The sequence below is a fragment of the Natrinema hispanicum genome, from assembly GCF_004217335.1.
In the GTDB taxonomy this organism is placed as follows: Archaea; Halobacteriota; Halobacteria; order Halobacteriales; family Natrialbaceae; genus Natrinema; species Natrinema hispanicum.
In genome coordinates, this window is the sequence record NZ_SHMP01000003.1 from 324,945 (window position 1) to 338,390 (window position 13,446).

At 63.6% G+C, this 13,446-nt stretch carries 17 protein-coding genes; 10 read left to right on the forward strand and 7 right to left on the reverse strand.

What is annotated here, in order from left to right:
• Window positions 1–122 precede the first annotated feature (122 nt).
• From rtcA to BDK88_RS02340, 4 genes are all read left to right on the forward strand, one after another.
• Window positions 123–1,199, forward strand: coding sequence for an RNA 3'-terminal phosphate cyclase (gene rtcA, locus BDK88_RS02325; RefSeq protein ID WP_130498995.1), 1,077 nt, complete (start codon window positions 123–125; stop codon window positions 1,197–1,199).
• A gap of 181 nt (window positions 1,200–1,380) precedes the next feature.
• On the forward strand, window positions 1,381–2,334 hold the full coding sequence (gene kdgK1, locus BDK88_RS02330; protein ID WP_130498996.1) for a bifunctional 2-dehydro-3-deoxygluconokinase/2-dehydro-3-deoxygalactonokinase: 954 nt from the start codon (window positions 1,381–1,383) through the stop codon (window positions 2,332–2,334).
• Window positions 2,335–2,456: 122 nt separating this feature from the next.
• A complete protein-coding gene (locus BDK88_RS02335) occupies window positions 2,457–2,795 on the forward strand; it encodes a DMT family transporter (RefSeq protein WP_130498997.1) in 339 nt (112 codons plus the stop codon).
• A gap of 122 nt (window positions 2,796–2,917) precedes the next feature.
• The gene (locus BDK88_RS02340) at window positions 2,918–3,466 is read left to right on the forward strand and encodes a GNAT family N-acetyltransferase (protein ID WP_130498998.1); all 549 of its coding nucleotides are present in this window, start codon (window positions 2,918–2,920) and stop codon (window positions 3,464–3,466) included.
• 7 nt (window positions 3,467–3,473) lie between these two features.
• Here BDK88_RS02340 and BDK88_RS02345 read toward each other — a convergent pair whose 3' ends face one another.
• Together BDK88_RS02345 and BDK88_RS02350 are read right to left on the reverse strand one after the other, a co-directional pair.
• Entirely contained in the window at window positions 3,474–4,772 is a 1,299-nt protein-coding gene (locus BDK88_RS02345; protein ID WP_130498999.1) for an RNB domain-containing ribonuclease, read from the reverse strand.
• A gap of 84 nt (window positions 4,773–4,856) precedes the next feature.
• On the reverse strand, window positions 4,857–5,153 hold the full coding sequence (locus BDK88_RS02350; protein WP_130499000.1) for a DUF7562 family protein: 297 nt from the start codon (window positions 5,151–5,153) through the stop codon (window positions 4,857–4,859).
• 203 nt (window positions 5,154–5,356) lie between these two features.
• Between BDK88_RS02350 and BDK88_RS02355 the strand changes: the two genes are divergently transcribed.
• The 5 genes from BDK88_RS02355 to BDK88_RS02375 all read left to right on the forward strand — a co-directional run bounded on the left by BDK88_RS02355 (window position 5,357) and on the right by BDK88_RS02375 (window position 8,229).
• Complete coding sequence (locus tag BDK88_RS02355) at window positions 5,357–5,836, forward strand: RNA-binding protein (protein WP_130499001.1); 480 nt, start codon at window positions 5,357–5,359, stop codon at window positions 5,834–5,836.
• 205 nt (window positions 5,837–6,041) lie between these two features.
• Window positions 6,042–6,491, forward strand: a complete 450-nt coding sequence (locus tag BDK88_RS02360; RefSeq protein ID WP_130499002.1) for a CBS domain-containing protein — start codon at window positions 6,042–6,044, stop codon at window positions 6,489–6,491.
• Window positions 6,492–6,654: 163 nt separating this feature from the next.
• Complete coding sequence (locus tag BDK88_RS02365; RefSeq protein WP_092930393.1) at window positions 6,655–7,005, forward strand: cell division protein SepF; 351 nt, start codon at window positions 6,655–6,657, stop codon at window positions 7,003–7,005.
• 139 nt (window positions 7,006–7,144) lie between these two features.
• The gene (locus tag BDK88_RS02370) at window positions 7,145–7,807 is read left to right on the forward strand and encodes a helix-turn-helix domain-containing protein (RefSeq protein WP_130499003.1); all 663 of its coding nucleotides are present in this window, start codon (window positions 7,145–7,147) and stop codon (window positions 7,805–7,807) included.
• A 47-nt stretch (window positions 7,808–7,854) separates the two neighbouring features.
• The gene (locus BDK88_RS02375; protein ID WP_130499004.1) at window positions 7,855–8,229 is read left to right on the forward strand and encodes a VOC family protein; all 375 of its coding nucleotides are present in this window, start codon (window positions 7,855–7,857) and stop codon (window positions 8,227–8,229) included.
• Between the two features lie 36 nt (window positions 8,230–8,265).
• Here the strand turns inward: BDK88_RS02375 and BDK88_RS02380 are convergent, their stop codons facing one another.
• From BDK88_RS02380 to BDK88_RS02400, 5 genes are all read right to left on the reverse strand, one after another.
• Window positions 8,266–9,471 (reverse strand): MFS transporter, encoded by a 1,206-nt coding sequence (locus BDK88_RS02380; RefSeq protein WP_130499005.1) that lies wholly within the window; start codon window positions 9,469–9,471, stop codon window positions 8,266–8,268.
• A gap of 110 nt (window positions 9,472–9,581) precedes the next feature.
• Window positions 9,582–10,880, reverse strand: coding sequence for a histidine--tRNA ligase (gene hisS, locus BDK88_RS02385; protein ID WP_130499006.1), 1,299 nt, complete (start codon window positions 10,878–10,880; stop codon window positions 9,582–9,584).
• A gap of 59 nt (window positions 10,881–10,939) precedes the next feature.
• Window positions 10,940–11,530 carry a DUF7411 family protein gene (locus BDK88_RS02390; RefSeq protein ID WP_130499007.1) on the reverse strand — a complete coding sequence of 197 codons (591 nt, stop codon included), beginning with the start codon at window positions 11,528–11,530 and terminating at the stop codon, window positions 10,940–10,942.
• Complete coding sequence (locus BDK88_RS02395) at window positions 11,530–11,880, reverse strand: DNA-binding protein (protein ID WP_092930405.1); 351 nt, start codon at window positions 11,878–11,880, stop codon at window positions 11,530–11,532. Before BDK88_RS02395 ends, BDK88_RS02390 begins: the two co-directional genes overlap by 1 nt.
• A gap of 98 nt (window positions 11,881–11,978) precedes the next feature.
• Window positions 11,979–12,434: a 30S ribosomal protein S19e gene (locus BDK88_RS02400; RefSeq protein WP_130499008.1), complete on the reverse strand. Its 456-nt coding sequence runs from the start codon at window positions 12,432–12,434 to the stop codon at window positions 11,979–11,981.
• Between the two features lie 98 nt (window positions 12,435–12,532).
• Between BDK88_RS02400 and thiL the strand changes: the two genes are divergently transcribed.
• On the forward strand, window positions 12,533–13,429 hold the full coding sequence (gene thiL / locus BDK88_RS02405) for a thiamine-phosphate kinase (RefSeq protein WP_130499009.1): 897 nt from the start codon (window positions 12,533–12,535) through the stop codon (window positions 13,427–13,429).
• The last annotated feature ends 17 nt before the right edge of the window (window positions 13,430–13,446 follow it).

Genomic DNA, 13,446 nt, shown 5'->3' on the forward strand with positions numbered 1-13,446 from the left:
CCCTCCACCAGACCGACGCGCTGGTGACGATCCCTTTCTGCTGTCGGCACACCGTCCAAAACACCCGAGTCGTCACTATCGGTGTCCAACAGTATAGGATTCTCGAGCCCGTAGCACCGCCTATGACCTCTCCTCGCGTCCTCGACGGGGCGAGCGCCGGCGGCCAGTTTCTCCGGACCGCGCTCGCGCTGTCGGTCCTCGAGAACGAACCGGTTCGCCTCGAGAACGTCCGCGGTGATCGACCGAATCCGGGACTAGCCCACCAGCATCTGGCGGCCCTCGAGACGATCGCCGACGTGTGTGACGCCGACGTGTCGGGCGACGAACTCGGCGCGGAAACGATCGAATTCGAGCCGACGCTCGAGCCAGCCCCTGATCGAACAGGTCGCGGCCGACTCGCAGGCGGTGAGTACACGGTCGACATCGGAACCGCGGGCAGCGCCACGCTGCTGTTCGATACCCTCCTGCCGCTTGCGACGATCCTCGAGTCGCCGCTGTCGGTGACCGTGACCGGGGGGACGGACGTAGCGTGGTCGCCGCCGCTGGATTATCTTCGGTACGTGAAACTGCCCCTGCTTCGCCGATTCGGCCTCGCGGCTGCCTGTGAGATCGACCGACGAGGGTTCTACCCCGCTGGCGGCGGCCGGGCGACGCTGCAACTCGCGCCCTCGACGCTCGAGCGCGTCGAACTCGTCGATCGTGGCCCGATCGAGCGGCTGCGGCTCTATTCGACCGAATCGGCATCGCTGGCTGACCGCGACGTGGCACACCGCCAAGCTGCGGGGGCGCTCGAGCGGCTGGCTCACGACGCCACGCTCGATCTCGAAGAGCGCTGTGAGACGACTGCTGAAAGCGCCTGTCCGGGTTCCGCGCTAGTGCTCCGGATCGATCACGGGACCGGCATCGCTGGCTTTTCGGCCCTCGGCGAGCGCGGCACGCCAGCCGAACGCGTCGGCGAAGACGCCGCCGACGCCGCGATCCGATTTCTCGAGGGGAGCGCCCCTGTCGACCGTCACATGGCCGACCAGTTGCTGGTCGTCCTCGCAGTCGCCGGCGGACGGGTTCGCATCCCGGCCGTAACCGATCACGTCGAGACGGGCTGTGCGCTGCTCGAAGATGTCGGGATCGACGTCGACCGCGAACCCGACGGCGAGACGACGGTCGTGTCGGTCCCGTCGCCGCTGACCGAGAACCGGTAGCTCGAGGCCGACTACAGCTGTCTTCGGCTCTAGAACCCAATCCGCAGCCGGTCGCCAGCGGGCGATTCGGTGGTTCGTTCGTCGACTGACCGCCATAACTTATATCGGTGCCGTCCGTTGACAGAACCATGACTGGCGGACAGACTGCCGTTTGCGCCCTCGCGATTCGGGTGGTCGCTCCGTGAGCGATATCGTTACGTTCGGCGAGACGATGCTCCGGCTGTCGCCACCGGGCTCCGAGCGTCTCGAGAACACCGACGAGCTCGAGGTTCGTGCCGGCGGTGCAGAGAGCAACGTCGCCATCGCGGCGAGTCGACTGGGCGCGTCGGCGACCTGGCTGTCGAAAGTCCCCGAGACGCCGCTTGGCCGCCGCGTCGTCGGCGAACTCCAGGGCCACGGCATCGGGACGGACGTCGTCTGGAGCCACCGCGGACGACAAGGGACCTACTATCTCGAGCATGCAGGCGAGCCACGCGGGACGAACGTGATCTACGACCGGGAAAACACCGCCATCTCGACCGCGGAGGCACGCGAGTTCGACATCGACCTGATTCAGAACGCGCAGGTGTTCTTTACGACCGGGATCACGCCCGCGCTCTCGACGACACTCCGGGATACGACGCTGAACCTGCTCAAAGCAGCCCGCAAGGGCGGCACGTCGACCGCCTTCGATTTCAACTATCGGCGCAAGCTCTGGTCGCCCGACGAGGCCAGAGAGACGCTGACGAAACTGTTTCCGGGAATCGACATCCTCGTGATCGCCGCCCGCGATGCTCGCACCGTCCTCGGGTTCGAAGGCGACCCGCGCCAGCTCGCCCACAAACTCGGCTCCCAGTACGACTTCACGACCGTCGTCGTCACCCGCGGCGAGGAAGGCGCGGTCGGCTGGCACGACAGCGTCGTCCACGATCATGCGGCCTACGAGACCGACACCGTCGATCCGATCGGCACCGGCGACGCCTTTACCGGCGCGTTCATCGCCCGCCGACTCGACGGCGACGACGTGCCGACTGCCCTCGAGTACGCCGCGGCGACGGCCGCGCTCAAGCGGACGATCCCCGGCGACGCAGCCCTCGTCACTGCCGACGAGGTCGACGCCGTCGTCAAAGACAGCAGCGAGGGCATTTCTCGGTAAGGCAGGTCAGGGACACCTCGGCGAGTGACCGAGCATGCCAGAAGGGGACCGCCTATGGGCAGGCATCGCCGAGCTGTCAGCGCAAAATAAATTTTATATTAATTGTTCAACAATAATATGGTATGCGAGCATACCTTTATTTGGGAATCGCGATCGCAGCCGAAGTGACCGGGACGACGGCACTCAAGTTCTCGGATGGGTTCACCAATGCTGTCCCGTCCGCCGTCGTCATCGCGGGGTACATTGGGTCCTTTTATTTCCTCAGTCTGACGCTGCAGGAGTTTCCGATCGGGCTCGTCTATGCGACGTGGTCTGCGATCGGCATCGTCGCCGCAGCACTCCTCGGGGTCGTCCTGTTCGACGAACCTGTCGACATCGCCGGGCTGGTCGGCATCGCACTCATCATCGGTGGCGTCATCTGTCTCAACCTCTTCTCCGATACGTACGCCCCAGGACACTGATACGGTCTGCTGTACCGATTTACCGGCGCACCCACGGGGATCGATTTCTCGCACACTGCGACGGTAAGGGATCGGTGGCAGTTGCCCGCCGCTTTTTGACGGCTGCCGTGATAGCCACCCCCGTGACTCGAGTCGTCCGGCAGGCGACGGTCGACGATATCTGGACCGTCCACGAAATCGCACGCGAGAGCTGGCATGCCGTCTACGACGATGTCCTCGGCTCCGAAACAGTCGACGACGTCGTCGACGACTGGTATGCGATCGGTGATCTCGAGTCCGCAATCTCCACCACCGAAAGCCGTGACGACGCCGCGTTCATCGTCGCCGAGACGGCATCGAACGCTGCATCTGCTGACGAGGCCGGCTGCCGAGCAGCCCCCGAACTCGATGGCTTCGCCCACGTCGTTCCGTGGCCCGAGGACACCGCAGTCGCATTTCTCGCGTGCCTGTACGTCCGGCCCGCCGTCTGGGACGAGGGAACCGGCACGGCGTTGCTCGAGACCCTCGAGACGAGTCTTGCTCCTGGATTCGACCGCGTTCGGCTGCCTATCCTCACAGATAACGAGATCGGGATCTTCTTTTCCGAATCGCGAGGCTTCGATCGCGTCGAGACGCGGTCGTCCGGACTGGCAGCCGGGCTCGAAGAGCACGTCTACGAGAAGGAGTTGTGATGCGTCGTTACAGCGTCTTCTCTGCTTCTTCCTCATCGACGACCTCGATGCCACGGTTGTTGACCGCCATCGGGTCGAGGCCGACTTCCTGAAGGAAGGTCTTGTACTCGCGTTCGCACTGCTCGGCGTCTTTTTGCTTGTCGCTTGCGCGATCGCAGAGTTCGACGAGGTTCTCCGGCACGTCGTTTTTGTAGACGATCCAGTGGTTGATCAGGTCCGACAGCCGGCGGATGGGGCTCGTGAAGTGGCCGTAGATCTCGAAGTTCAGCGCGTGGTGGCCGCCGAACGGATCGTTCATGTAGCGGGCCCGAGGCATCACCTTCATCACGGCCCACTGGATCTTGTCGAGTTGGCGGTCAGGGGCTTCCTCGAGCGTGGCGTTGACGGCTTTTCGGGGGTCGTCCCAGGTGCTGCCGGGGATCGAGACGCCATCGAGATCCTGAATCTCCTGGAGCGCTTCGGACCACTCGTCGGGGCTTGGCTGGGGGTGGACCCGGTACATGGCCGAGACACCGCGGTTCCACATGAGTTCGTGCGTGACGGCCTTGTTGGCCTTCAGCATGCACTCTTCGATGATGGTGTGGGCGCGGTCACGGCTCGGATTGAGGACGAGCGAGCCGTCTTCCTTGCGCTGTTCGTGCATTCGGTTGGCGAGGTCGTAGACCAGTGTGTTCTCCTCGTGGAGCGGTGCGTCGGGGTCGTCGAGGCGGTTTTCCGCCTGCGCGTAGGTAAGCCGTTCGTCGGACTCGATGACCGACTTGTAGATCTCGATGGTCTCGTAGGTCAGGTTCTCCTTGTCGAGGTGCATCTCGACGGTGTGGGCCAGTCGCTCCTCGTTTGGCACCAGCGAACAGACCGTCTCTGCAAGCACCGGCGGCAGCATATGGACCGTGTAGCCGGGCAGATAGACCGTGTTGCTGCGCTCGACGGCTTCGTCCCACATCGCCGTCTCGGGATTGACGTAGTGGGTTACGTCGGCGATGTGCACCCAGAGGACGTACTCGTCGTCGCGTTCTTCGATCGACAGTGCGTCGTCGAAGTCCTGGGCGTCGATCGGGTCAGTGGTCCACGTCGTCAGCTCACGCAGGTCTTTTCGCTCGTCGATCTCGTCGCTGATCTCCTGTGTTACACCCTCAGTCCGGGCTTCGGCCTCCTCTAAGACCTCCGGGGGGAACTCATAGGGGATCTCGAACTTCTCGAACAATTCCTCGCGCTTGTTCTCGAGATGGCGCGCGAGGTCCTCCGAGACCTCCACGGGGCCTTGGCCATCGACCGTGCCGGCCTCGGCCTGTGCGTCGTCACTCATGGCGACGGCTACGGACGTGAGGGTGAAAGTCGTGTCGGGACGCGGGCCAGGCGTTCGACGCCCTACGAGAGGATGAGCGCGGTGCTACCGCTCGTGTTCCTCGAGCGTGCCGTATCGCTCTTCGACAGCCGCGAGATAACGCGCGAGAAACGCCTCCTGGCTCTGCGTGTCCGCGTCGAGTTCGACCAGCAGTGCCTCGAGTTCGGTGCGAGGATGGTGACACAACTCGCGGTGACAGGACTTACAGAAGTATTCGAAGGTCTTGTCCTCGCGATCCCAGCGATCGCCGTGTTTGTCGTACTCGCGGGCCTCATCGCGCGGTCGCTCGGTACCACAGGCGACGCACGTGACCGTTCCCACCCGGTTCCGAGAGGGCCACATACGCAGGGCTAACGGCATGAGAGTACTTATCGATTGGCACACCTCACGGTCGCCGTGACGGTCAGGCCGGGCGAGCGACCGCGAACGGTGTCGCTGGCTGGTGGACCAACGCTGGTCTGGCTCGTCACTGCTGGCAGGGGGCTCGGACGCCGACACGGGGCGCGAATCTTATCTATTAAATGCGTACAGGCGGTAGCACGGGTATGCAGGTTAAATCACGACACCACCTCCGTAGCGACGCCGTCTCGGAACTCGAGACCGCGCTCGAGGAACATCTGGGCGTCTCGCCCGAGGGAGACACCTACGAACTCGTCGAGTTCGAGGACACCGACTGGGAGGTCGTCCTGATCGACGGTGAACCACAAGTCGCATACTTCGATGAGGAACCGTTCCCGACGGTTCGTGGAGCCAATGCCTACGAGCCCGACAAGCGGCTGGTCACCGTCGACGCGGGGGCCGTTTCGTTCGTCAGCGACGGGGCAGACGTGATGCGTCCTGGGATCACGGACGCCACCGACGATATCTCACCGGACGATCTGGTCGTCATCGCCGAGGAGTCCCACGGGAAAGTACTCGCGGTCGGTCGCGCCCGCGTCGAGGGGTCGGACATGGTCGGCGACGGCGGAAAGGTCGTCGACTCGCTGCACCACGTCGGCGACGAACTCTACGAGTTTACCGGCTAGTCAGACAGACACCATCGATCGACCACCGGCTCGGCTCCCGTACAGAAACTGTTGCTCCGTCCTCAAACGTCGCTTCCTCGACAGTATCGAAAGACAAATGACAATATATTCGACGTTTAGGTGTAAGTATGACTAGTAATACTAGCACCTAGAAGACGTATGCCCACCGAACTTAAATATTGGTACGTGGTAGCATGGACTAGAGATGATCGAACTGACAGTCGACGCCGTTCGCCTCCATTCGCCGCGGACGATCACCACCGGCACACCCGTGTCCGAGGCAGCCACGTCTCTCCGACGGGCTGATGTGTCTGCACTCCCCGTTGTCGTTGACGGGTCGATCGTCGGCATCGTCACCCAATCGGATATCGTCGCTCTGGTCGCGGAAACGGACGACAGGCCGGCCGTTCGGATGGTTATGTCGTCACCAGTGACCACGATTTCGCCGACCGCGACGCTGTCCGACGCCGCCGAAACGATGCGAACGGCCGGCGTCAAACACCTCCCCGTCGTCGACGACGGCAGCTACTGTGGCCTGCTTTCGGTCCGAACGCTGGTTCCGTACCTCTCGCGACACCGCCTCGAGATCAAGCCACACGACGAATCGATGCGTATCGACTCGGCCGACAGTCACGAACTCACAGTGGGAGATTGAGACGGACCGCTGTCAGTCATTTCCGGCGAAACCGCGCCCCATCGCCGGTACATCGGTACAGCATACCGTATGAGCGCCTCGAGCAGCCAGCGATTCGTTCACGACACGTGAACGGTCACGTCTGACGTAAGAACTATGGACACAGCGACGGACTTTCTCGCCTATGGGATTGATGAGCAAAATTCTCGGTGGGAATCAGTCGCGAACTGTCGAGGACTACGCCGAACTGAATCTCGAAGACGTCTCTGCGAGTTCAGCCGAGGCGACGATGCAGGTACGCATCGCGGAAGTCGCTGGGCAAGCCGATGCGATCGATATCAAAGACGCCATCTACGACGGCGACATCGTCATCGCGGATATCACCCGCTTGCGAACCGAAGACAGCACCGTCGAACACATCGTCGACGAACTCCGACAGGTCGCCCAGGAGGTCGACGGCGACATCGTCCGGAAAGGCGACGACCAGATGATCATCACGCCGACCGATATCCGAATCAGTCGCGAAAAACTGTAGTCGCCGCCGAGACTGCCGGTCAAGCAGGTTCATACACGATCGGACAACGGCGATGCCATCCTGTCGGACGGGACGCTGAATTTTCATCCGGCGGGAATTGCCTGTGCTGATTATGCTATGTGCATCCGTTCGAGCCGATATGACGGGCTTTCGTGCAACGGTCGTGGTCAACGAGCCAATGGACTGTCCGCTCGCCGATGTCTCGGCGTGTGCTGGCGAACAGATCGATAGCGTCTCCCGATCGTCACAGCCAACGGCCAATGGGATGATCGTCGAGGAGTTCGGCGTCGCGGCGGACGCATCGATTGCCGGCGATCACGGTGTCGAAGTGACGCCAGTCCAAGCCAACGATCGCGAAGCGATCTACCGATTCGAGCGTGACAGCAATACTAACTGTGCGTGTGAAATAATCGAACAGACTGGAACGCCGGTTTCGTCCGTCCGTGCTCAGAACGGCGCGTTGTACCTGTCCTTTCGGACGCTCGAGCTCGATACGATCACCGAAATCGTCGAGCAGTTGCGCGCGTCCTTCGATGGGATCATCGTCGAAGAACTCTCGCAGGATCACGAGGACGTCACCGCCGATCCGGTCGTCGTCGATCGGAATCAGCTCACGACTCGGCAGCGGGAGATCGTCGAGACCGCCCACGAGATGGGCTATTTCGAATATCCCAAGGGCGCGAACGCGACCGACGTCGCCGAAGAACTCGGCGTTGCACGGTCGACGTTTACCGAACACCTCGCGGCGGCCCAGACGAAGCTCATGGATGCCCTTCTCGAGGCAGAGCGGCCCCAGCAGTAACGGCGACACGCCAGTAACGCTTTGACCGGCGACCGTTTGGTCACGATATGGACGTCATTCACACTGCGCTGTTGGTCTCGGACATCGAACGGACGCGTGAGTTCTACGTCGACGCACTCGGTCTGACTGAGAACTGGTCGTTCACCGGCGACGACGGCGTCGAAAACGTCTACATCGGCGGCGACAACGCGGAGTTTCAGTTCAAGTACGACCCCGAGGGCAGTCCCGACATCGATTCGGGGACGATGGCACACGTCGCCGTCAGCGTCGAAAGCACCGACGAAACCGTCGAGCGACTGGTCGAGCGCGTCGATCCGCCAATCCAGCGACCACCGACGACGATGGACGACCTCGGCCTCCGCGTCGCGTTCGTCGAGGATCCCGACGGCTACGTCGTCGAACTCGTCGAAGAACTCGAGTAAGACGGCCTGCTGGCGGTCGGCGACGCTCGAGGGCGGCTACTCGGACGTGTCGGCCGCAGCAGGGGTTGCGACCGACGGCGGCGTCCGGACGACATAGACGAGGAGCACGGCAGCGATCGTCACGACGGCGGCCAGAAACAGCCAGCCAGTTCGATACCCGACTGTGTCGGCGAGTGAGCCGAACGCAGGCGGCGCGACGAGTGCCCCACTCGTGAGCGCGAGCTGGCCGCCCGCGGTCGCACCGCCCATCTCGTCGGCCCGGACGAGCGTCGCCATGACGGAGTAGTAGACGCCGGTGTACCCGAGGACGAAAAAGCCGAGGGCAGAAAACGCGATCGCGGCACCGCGTTCGGCCGTCGTCGCCGCGACCACGACGAACATGGCCGCACTGCCGAGCGACTGGGTGATGAGCACCAGTCCGATCCTGACGCGTGGTTCGCCGGGCAGCACGTCGCTCAGCCAGCCGGTCAGCACGCGGCCGACGCTGCCGAACACCTGGACGAGCGCGAGGACGACGCCGCCGAAGGCGACGGACGCCCCGATCGATTCCTCGACGTACAGGACCGTGTACCCGGTGGTGGTAAACAGTGCTGCGCCAAGAAAGAAGCCGGCAGCCGTCAACGCGACGTACGACCGGTTCGAGAGCAGCGCCCGAAAGTCGGGATAGCCGTTTGCACTGCCCTTGCTATCGCTCGAGTAGGCCAGATAGAAGCCGACGGCGACGACGGAACCGACACCAGCGGCGACGAGAAACCCGGCCTGCCAGAACAGGACGCCAGCGAGGCCAGTGATCAGGAGCGCGCTACTGCCGCTGCTGCCGGTGACGCCGACTTGCTTGATTCCCATCGCGAGGTTCTGATGGTTCGGGTCGACGGTGTCGAAGACCGCCTTGTTCGTGCCGGGCATCGCGGTTCCGTACATCGATCCCAGAACGAACACCGCTGCAAGCAACAGCGCGTACGTCGACGCACCAGCGACCAGTACCGCCCCCGCTGCGAGCCCGAAGAGACCGAGTGTCAGCGTCACTCGTTCGCCAAACCGGTCCGTCAGCGCGCCGAGTGGAATCAGGAAGACTGCGTAGCCGAGGGTGAGTGTGGTGACGACGAGTCCAACCGAAAACCGGGAGAGCCCGAACGCATCCCGGAAAAACGGCGTCGCAGCGAACACAGTGTAATAACAGATACTCGCGGCGATCTGCCACGTCGTAACGAGTCCCACCGTCTGCCAGTCCGATCGGTCCATCGGCCGGTGATGCTTGGCAAACGGGTTCAAAAAGCGTACTGCTCTCGGGCCTGCCGGCGGCGACAACGCTCGAGTGGCAGTCGCGGTTACTGACGCGCGATCCGAATCGCTTACTCGAAGTCCGCAAGCGTCGGCCGCTCGAGGTCACCCGGGAACGCGTCGACCGGAACCTGCATCTGGTCGCCAGATTCCATGTCCTTGATCGTCACCTCGTCGTTTTCGAGGTCCTGTTCGCCAGCGATGACGACGGTCTCGGCATTGATCGAATCCGCGTAGTTCAGTTGCGCACCGAAGGAACGACCGGCGACGTCGGTCTCGACGATATGGTCCCGCTCGCGCAGGTCGCGAACGATTTGGGCTGCTTCAGCCCGCGTGTCGCCGATCTGGAGAACGTAGTAGTCGGTCGTCACTTCCTCCTCGGGCCAGACACCGGCCCGCTGGAGCAACAGCGACAGCGTCGCGTGGCCGGGTGCGACGCCGACTGCGGGCGTCGGCTGGCCGCCGAAGCTCTCGATCAGGTCGTCGTAGCGGCCGCCGCCGAAGATCGACCGGGAAACCTCGCCAGCGGAGTCGAAACACTCGAAGACGACGCCCGTGTAGTAGTCCAGCCCGCGGGCCGTCTCGAGGGATATCGTACAGTACTCGCGTGCGCCGAAGTCTTCGGCAGCGTCGAGGACGTTCTGGAGGTTTTCGACAGCAGCGGTCACGCGCTCGGTGTCGGCGAAGGCCTCGACGGCCTCGAGGTCCCCTTCGGCGATGAGGTCGGCGAACTCGGCGGCCTGATCGGCCGAGAGCCCGGCATCGATCAGCAGGTCGTGATACTCGACCTGCGAGATCTTGTCGGACTTGTCGACCGCGCGGATCGCTGCCTCGGTGTCGATGTCGGCATCATAGCTCTCGAGGACGCCCCCGAGAATGTCGCGGTGGGAGATGCGGAACTCGAAGTGCTCACCGGTGAGCCCGAGGCCGGTCATCGCGTCGGCAGCCCACGCGAGGATTTCGGCGTCGGCTTCGGGTTCCGAGGAGCCGAAGATGTCGACGTTGGTCTGGTAGAACTCCCGGTAGCGGCCCTGCTGGACCTGCTCGTAGCGCCAGAACGGTCGCGTCGAGACCCACTTGATCGGCTTCGACAGTTCCTGTTGTTTCGCGACGACCATCCGGGCGACTGTCGGCGTCAGTTCCGGCGTCAGCGTGACGTGGCGGCCGCTCTGGTCCTCGAAGGCGTAGAGTTCGTCGACGATCTCGTCGCCGCTTTTGTCCGTCCACATCTCGGCGCGCTCTAAGGCCGGCGTCCCGATCTCGCGGAAGCCGTACTCGCGGGCCGTCTCCTCTAACACGTCGGTCGTCGCCCGCCGTGACGACATCTCGCCGGGATAGAAGTCACGAAATCCCTTGATCCGGTCGTACATGACCACTCGTTGGGCGACGACGACCTTCTATTCTTTCGTTCGGCGACGGCTGGGGACCGTCACCGAACGTTCGTCACGGACGTCTGATCGTGATCGGGGAAGTACTCCGCAATCGCTTCCGGGCCCTCTTCGGCGGCGATGAGTGCCCGAAGTTCGGCCTCGTAATCGGCCCTGTCGATCTCCTCGCTGGGGCCGGCGGTCACGTCCAGTCGTGTTTCGACCAACCGATCGACGGCGGACCGGCCGAACCCGGACAGTGGCGCGATGTAGTCGATCTCGTGGCGGTCCTCTAAGCTCTGGGCTTGGGCCCGCGAGACCGTCGGGACGCGGTCGTCGCGGCGGGTGCCATCTGCGATCGCGTCGAACTCGCGGGTTGCAAGTCGCTCGAGTGCGTGTTCATGGACCAGTTGAATGCCGTTTCGGGGAAAGCCATCCTCGCGGATCAAATCGACAGCCTCGTGAGCGACGTCGGGATCGCACTCAAGTCGGTCGAACGGGAAGCCGACCGTCTCGGCCGTCTCGTGGGCGTGTTTCCAGTCGTCGCTGATGCCGAAATGTGCGGTCACGAGCGTCACGTCATAGAACTCCTCGAGCAAGAGCGCCGCGAGCGTCGAGTCCTTGCCGCCGCTGTAGAGCAATCCGAGCTCCATCACCGGCGCTGGATGTCGAAGCTCTTGGAGTCGGGTTGCAGCTCTTTGAGGAGCTGTTTCATCTTGTCGTCGTCGATTTTCCCCTGAATACGACCGCTGCGGGCGAGGGTGACGACCTGCCGTTCGACTTGCTCGCCGAACTGGGGTTTGCTCATCTTGACCGTGTTGAGCCGCTTGCGGGCGTCGTCAGTTAGGTACTGACGCAACAGGGCGTTCTTCTGGGCTTCAGCCTGTTGCTGGGCCGCTTCTTGGGCCTCGTCTCCCTGACCGCCCTCGGCGCGGTCCTGAAGCTGCTCCATTTTCTTCTGCCGGAGCTCCTCGAGTCGTTCGTCGTCGGGTGAGCCACTCATAGCTGTGATTCACTTGTTTCGCAGGCGGGAAAATGATTACGGACGCGGGAGAGCGATGGCTCTCGGCGGTGAAACCGGCACGAAAACGATCCCGCGAATTACGCGTAGCGCTCGAGTTCCGGACGGTCGAGGTCTTCGAGGACTGCACCGGCGGTGTCGTCGAGCAGGCTCTGTCCGTCGGCCGTAACACGACGGCCCTCACCTTCGGCGGTCTCGACGAGGCCTTCCTCTTCGAGCTGCTGGAGGATGGTCCGAATCAGGTTCTTCGAGCCATCGGCACGTTTGTCGGGGGCGACCTGATAGCGGTTGGAGCCGTCTTTCGCGCCGCCGTACTCCGTCGAGAGTCGTTCGACGCCGACGGGACCGCGGTCGGCGACCTTGCGCAGGAGGCTTGCGGCGCGGGTTGCCCAGAAGTCCTCCTGTTCGGGTGGGAGTTCATTGTCGACGCCGGTCTTGGCGAACTTGGCCCAGTCCGGTTCCTCGAGTCGATCCGCGAGATCGTCGGCGAGCGCCTCGATGAGGTCGTCCGCCGGAACGTCGTACATCGTAGCCATTGGCGTGTGGTTCCCGTCGGCGGCATTTAAGAGCATCGTATCTCGGCAGCGCCGCGTCGGCCCGGACCGTTTTTCGCGCTCGAGTCGAAACGGGAGGTATGGACGAACGAGCCGCTCTGGCGCTGCTCGATGGGGAACTCGAGGCTGCCGGGGACGATGCCGCCGTCGTCGACGGGTTGGTCGTCACGACGGATATGCTCCACGAGCGGACGGACTTTCCGGATGGAACGACACGCTACACGGCCGGCTGGCGCGCTGTCGGCGCGTCCCTGTCGGATGTCGCCGCGATGGGTGCCAAGCCGACTGCCGCGGTCGCTGCCTACGCCGCCCCCGAGTTCGACCCTGACGAACTGCTCGCGTTCGTTCGCGGCGCGAGTGACGTCTGTGAACTGGTCGGGACCGAGTACGTCGGCGGCGACTTAGACGGCCACGACGAGTTCACCGTGGCGACGACGGTGATCGGCCGAACCGACGACCCCGTTCGCAGACGCGGCGCACAGCCCGGCGACGTCGTCTGCGTGACCGGCACGCTCGGCCGAAGCGCAGCCGCCCTCGAGTTCTTCGAACGCGCGGCCGGTGATGACGATGCCCTCCTCGAGCGGGCGAACGACCTATTTCGGTTTCCGCCGCGGATCGCGGCTGGGCGGGCGCTTGCTCCCCACGCGACCGCGATGATGGACTCGAGCGACGGGCTCGCTCGCTCACTCCACCAGCTCGCCGAAGCCAGCGACTGTGGCTTTGCGATCGAGGCCGATCGGCTCCCGATCGACGACGCCGTGTACGACGTCACGGACGATGATGACGAGACGCGCGAGCTCGCGACGACCTTCGGCGAGGACTTCGAACTCGTCGCGACGCTCCCTGAAGATGCGCTGCCAGCGGTCCGAGCGGCGACTGACGTCTCGCTGTCGGTGATCGGCTCGGTCCGCGAGGCCGACGACGGCCTCACCATGGACGGCGAACCGCTCGCGGATCGCGGCTACACGCACGGCTGAGTTATACTGCCGGACAA